The organism is Tenacibaculum sp. L6, assembly GCF_028823685.1.
GTDB lineage: Bacteria > Bacteroidota > Bacteroidia > Flavobacteriales > Flavobacteriaceae > Polaribacter.
The window spans coordinates 1-5,178 of the sequence record NZ_JAPEHZ010000098.1 but is presented as its reverse complement, the minus strand read 5'-3'; the positions used below and the strand labels follow the sequence as shown (position 1 = coordinate 5,178).

The following is a 5,178-nucleotide window of genomic DNA, read 5'->3' as shown; positions in this document are numbered from 1 at the left end:
GATAAATCAAATTAACGAAGATTTAGCGATTGTTATAGGGGTAGGAAATCCAAATATAAAAGAAAGAATAATAAACAGAATAGAGAATCAGAACATAAGTTTTCCAACTATTTTGCATCCAACAGTAGAAATTTATTCAGAGAATACAATAAGTTTAGGAAAAGGAATTGTAATTGGAGCTAATTCTGTTTTAACTACAAATATTAGTGTTGGAGATTTTGTATACATAAATACAGCTTCTATTATATCGCATGATACTAAAATAGGAAAGTATAGTATGATTATGCCTTCAGTATCAATTTCAGCAGGAGCAACAATTGGGGAAAAAGTATATATAGGTAATGGCACAATAATAGATCAACCAGTAAATATTGAAAACAATAGCTTTATTAAAGCAGGAACAGTTTTTTCTAAATAAGGTTTTTAATACGTACAGAATGAAAAAAATACTAGTAACAGGCGGTTTAGGTTTTATTGGGTCACATGTAGTCGTGGAATTACAAAACGCAGGTTTTGACGTGGTGATTATTGATGATTTATCGAATTCTAAAATTGAAGTTTTAGAGCAAATCACGGAGATTACCAATATTAAACCGGGTTTTTTATCAGATAGACTTACGAGATAAAAAAGCTGTACATAGCTTTTTTAATGAGAATATAATTGATGGAGTGATACATTTTCCTGCTTCTAAAGCAGTAGGAGAAAGCGTGCAACAACCGTTGGATTATTATGAAAATAATATCAATGCTTTAGTGTATCTGTTACAAGAGATGAAAAATAGAAAAATTGACCATTTCATTTTTAGTTCATCGTGTACAGTATACGGACAAGCAGATGAGTTACCAATTACAGAAGGAGCACCTATTAAACCAGCAGAGTCACCTTATGGGAATACCAAGCAGATAGGAGAGGAGATTATAAAAGATAGTTGTAAAGCGTATGACATGAATGCCATAGCTTTACGATACTTTAATCCGATAGGAGCACATGAGTCAATTAAAATTGGAGAGTTACCATTAGGGGTACCACAAAATTTGATTCCATTTATCACACAAACAGTGGCAGGTATTCGAGAAGAACTAGCAGTTTTTGGAGATGATTATCCAACTCCAGATGGTACTGCAATTCGTGATTATATCCATGTAGTTGATTTAGCAAAAGCACATGTAAAAGCTTTGGAACGCTTGTTGAATAAAGAGAATGAAGAAAATTTCGAATTTTTCAATGTAGGAACAGGAAAAGGAAGTTCTGTAATGGAGATTATAAAAACCTTTGAAAAAGTAACGCAACAATCGTTGAATTATAAAATAACGAATAGAAGAGAAGGAGACATTAGAGCTGCCTATGCAGATACTATAAAAGCGAATGTAGTATTAGGCTGGAAACCCCAAGAGACACTAGAAGAAGCCTTACTTTCCGCTTGGAAATGGCAACAAAAACAGAAATAATAAGAGAAACTTGTCATTTCGACCGCAGGGAGAAACCTTTGTGTTCAGCGTAGCTAAATCTTAAAGTTGCGAGTTACTCCTCTTAATAAGATTTCTCACATTCGTTACCACTCATGTTCGAAATGACGTTTTGTTTTTTTGATTAAAACGAGGAACCTCTTTTTCAAAGAATAGGAAGCAAAAGCTTCGAGATTCAGGCGTGAAACGCCGCGAAGTTTTGCGTACGGTTCTGCGCAGCAGAAATTCCTATTGAAAAAGTGTCCTTTTTTGATTCGTTTTTTGGATAAGCAAAAAATGAATGGGGGAATAAAAAGAAAAGCACGTCATTTCGACCGCAGGGAGAAACCTTTAGGTTCAGCGTAGTTAAATCTTTAGGTTCAGTGTAGCTAAATCTAAAACCCCGACCTATTTTCATTTTAGTAGAACCCAAGAATAATAACCTCTTTTTCATAAGAATAGTACGCAAAAGCTTCGAGATTCAGGCGTGAAACGCCGCGAAGTTTTGCGTACGGTTCTGCGCAGCAGAAATTCCTATTGAAAAAGTGTCCTTTTTTGGTTCGTTTTTTGGACAAGCAAAAAATGAATGGGGGAATAAAAATAAAAGACCGTTACCACAAACTGATACTGAACGCAGCACCCTGAGCGTAGTCGAAGGGTAATCAAAAAGAAAGGATATGTCATCCTGTTCCGAAATTTCGGAAGATTTCAGGATCTCATCATATATAACTGTCAAAAACAATTCCGACCTATTTTCATTTTAGTAGAATTCAAGGTTATGAAGTACAAGAGAATCCAAAAAGTTTACGGTCTGGTTTCGAATACGGAATACAACGTAGAATTCAAAAAAAGGAAAATACGTCTAGATTTTTTTGGTTCGTTTTTTCATCGATGGAAAAAATGAACAGTATAAAAGAAAACCACGTCATTTCGACCGCAGGGAGAAATCTTTGTGTTCAGTGTAGTTAAATCTTTAGGTTATGAGTTACTAGTTACTCCTCTTAATAAGATTTCTCACATTCGTTATCACTCAGTTCGAAATGACGTTTTGTTTGTTGTTTCGACCGCAAGGAGAAATTTTTGTGTTCAGTGTAGTTAAATCTTAAAGTTGTAAGAGATTCCATTTGATAAGATTTAGCTGCGCTGAACCTAGCGGTTTCTCACATTCGTTATCACTTAGTTCGAAATGATGTTTAGTTCATTATTTCGATTCAAACGAGAAACCTCTTTTTCAAAGAATAGGAGGCAAAAGCTTCGAGATTCAGGCGTAAAACGCCGCGAAGTTTTGCGTACGGTTCTGCTCGGCAGAAATTCCTATTGAAAAAGTGTCCTTTTTTGATTCGTTTTTTGGACAAGCAAAAAATGAATGAGGGAATAAAAAGAAAAGACCGTTACCACAAACTGATACTGAATGCAGCACCCTGAGCGTAGTCGAAGGGTAATCAAAAAGAAAGGATATGTCATCCTGTTCCGAAATTTCGGAAGATTTCAGGATCTCATCATATATAACTGTCAAAAACAATTCCGACCTATTTTCATTTTAGTAGAATTCAAGGTTATGAAGTACAAGAGAATCCAAAGAGTTTACGGTCTGGATTCGAATACGGAATACAACGTAGAATTAAAAAAAAGGAAAATACGTCTAGATTTTTTTGGTTCGTTTTTTCATCAATGGAAAAAATGAACAGTATAAAAGAAAACCACGTCATTTCGACCGCAGGGAAAAACCTTTAGGTTCAGCGTAGCAAATTTTATATCAAACTAAAGATTTTTAAAATTCTTAACTACTTTGTTTGAATCACTCACTAAAAACTAAAAATTGAGAACTTCAAAACCCTTAATAGTTTATTTTTTCTATACTTTAGCAATATCATTTGTATAAATTAAACCTATTTTTTATTGGTAGTGTTTTAAAAGAACAAGTGTCAGTTTGAGTTATTCCGATAATAAATCGGAATAGTATCGAGAACAGTTGTATAGAAAAAATACTAAGAATTAAGTTGTTTTATAGTAAGTGAATAAATCAAAATTATACTACATGAAAGGCATAATACTAGCAGGTGGATCAGGAACAAGATTATATCCTATTACTAAAGGAGTATCTAAACAGTTACTTCCAGTATATGATAAACCAATGATTTATTATCCTCTATCAGTATTGATGTTGGCTGGTATTCGAGAAATATTAATTATTTCTACCCCAGATGACGTACCAAGTTTTCAAAAATTATTAGGAAATGGGAATGATTTAGGAATAAATTTAAGTTATGCAGAACAACCTTCTCCAGATGGGTTAGCGCAAGCATTTATCATTGGTGAAGAATTTATAGGGAATAATGATGTATGCCTCATCTTAGGCGATAATATTTTTTATGGTCACGGTTTGCCCGAAATGTTACAATCCGCAATTGATAATGTTAAAAAGGAAAATAAAGCCACCATTTTTGGCTATAATGTAAAAGACCCAGAACGTTATGGTGTGGTAGATTTTGATGCTAAAGGGAATGCTATTTCTATTATAGAAAAGCCAGAAAATCCAAAATCTAATTATGCAGTGGTTGGACTATATTTTTATCCAAATGATGTGATTCAAGTGGCAAAAAACGTAAAACCATCAAACAGAGGGGAGTTGGAAATTACATCTGTAAATCAACATTATTTAGAAAACCAACAGCTAAAAGTTGAATTAATAGGACGTGGTTTTACGTGGTTAGATACGGGAACACATGCTTCTTTATTAGAAGCAAGTCAGTTTATTGAAACGATAGAAAAGCGACAAGGATTAAAAGTAGCTTGTATAGAAGAAATAGCCTTATATATGGGATATATAAACAAACAACAAGTTATAAAACTGGCTGAACCTTTGAAGAAAAATAGTTACGGACAGTACTTGTTAAAATTAGCAAAAGAATAAAAGATGATTTTTACAAAAACAGCTATTCCTGAAGTAGTCATTATTGAACCAAAAGTTTTTGGAGATCATAGAGGATATTTTTTTGAAAGTTTCAATCAAAAAGAATTTGAAGAAAATATTAGAGAGATAAACTTTATTCAAGATAATGAATCAAAATCTTCTTTTGGAGCTTTGCGAGGGTTACATTTTCAAAAGCCACCTTTTGCGCAAGCGAAGTTGGTGCGTTGTATCCAAGGAAAAGTGTTGGATGTAGTAGTAGATATAAGAAAGCACTCAACTAGTTACGGAAAACACATAGCTGTAGAATTATCCGAAGAAAATAAAAAGCAACTGTTCATTCCGAGAGGGTTTGCACACGGATTTGTAACTTTATCTGAAGAAGCCATTTTTGCGTATAAAGTAGACAATTGGTACGCTCCTGAATACGATGCTGGAATTATATGGAACGATCCCACGTTGAATATCGATTGGAAAATCAATCTCGAAGACGTAATTCTCTCTTCAAAAGACGAACAACTACCGACTTTTAAAGAATTAGTAACTCCATTTGTGTACTAACTATTACGCTGTTTAGTAGTTTTCAAATTATAAGATGTGTCATTTCGACTGCAGGGAGAAACCTTTAGGTTCAGCGTAGCTAAATCTTTAGGTTAAACGGAATTAAATCTCAACTCCGACCTATTTTCGATTTAGTAGAATTCAAGAAAAAACCTCTTTTTCATAAGAATAGTACTCAAAAGCTTCGAGATTTAAAGAACAACCCGACCTACCGAAGATTTATCGTAAAATTTGAAGTGAAGTTCCCGTAAAATTTTAGG

2 protein-coding genes and 2 pseudogenes are annotated in these 5,178 nt (G+C 33.7%); all 4 read left to right on the top strand.

The window, feature by feature from the left end; genetic code table 11:
• Positions 1 to 418: pseudogene (locus tag OU788_RS11715) on the top strand (acetyltransferase); the annotation flags it as partial.
• Positions 419 to 437: 19 nt separating this feature from the next.
• Positions 438 to 1,449, top strand: a pseudogene (gene galE / locus OU788_RS11710) (UDP-glucose 4-epimerase GalE).
• Between the two features lie 2,035 nt (positions 1,450 to 3,484).
• Positions 3,485 to 4,360 carry a glucose-1-phosphate thymidylyltransferase RfbA gene (gene rfbA, locus OU788_RS11705; RefSeq protein ID WP_274635336.1) on the top strand — a complete coding sequence of 292 codons (876 nt, stop codon included), beginning with the start codon at positions 3,485 to 3,487 and terminating at the stop codon, positions 4,358 to 4,360.
• A 3-nt stretch (positions 4,361 to 4,363) separates the two neighbouring features.
• Positions 4,364 to 4,918, top strand: coding sequence for a dTDP-4-dehydrorhamnose 3,5-epimerase (gene rfbC, locus OU788_RS11700; RefSeq protein WP_274635335.1), 555 nt, complete (start codon positions 4,364 to 4,366; stop codon positions 4,916 to 4,918).
• The last annotated feature ends 260 nt before the right edge of the window (positions 4,919 to 5,178 follow it).

Excerpts from the sequence above, each read along its gene's own strand:
- rfbA (WP_274635336.1), top strand. The coding sequence starts at position 3,485 with ATGAAAGGCATAATACTAGCAGGTGGATCAGGAACAAGATTATATCCT.
- rfbC (WP_274635335.1), top strand. The coding sequence starts at position 4,364 with ATGATTTTTACAAAAACAGCTATTCCTGAAGTAGTCATTATTGAACCA.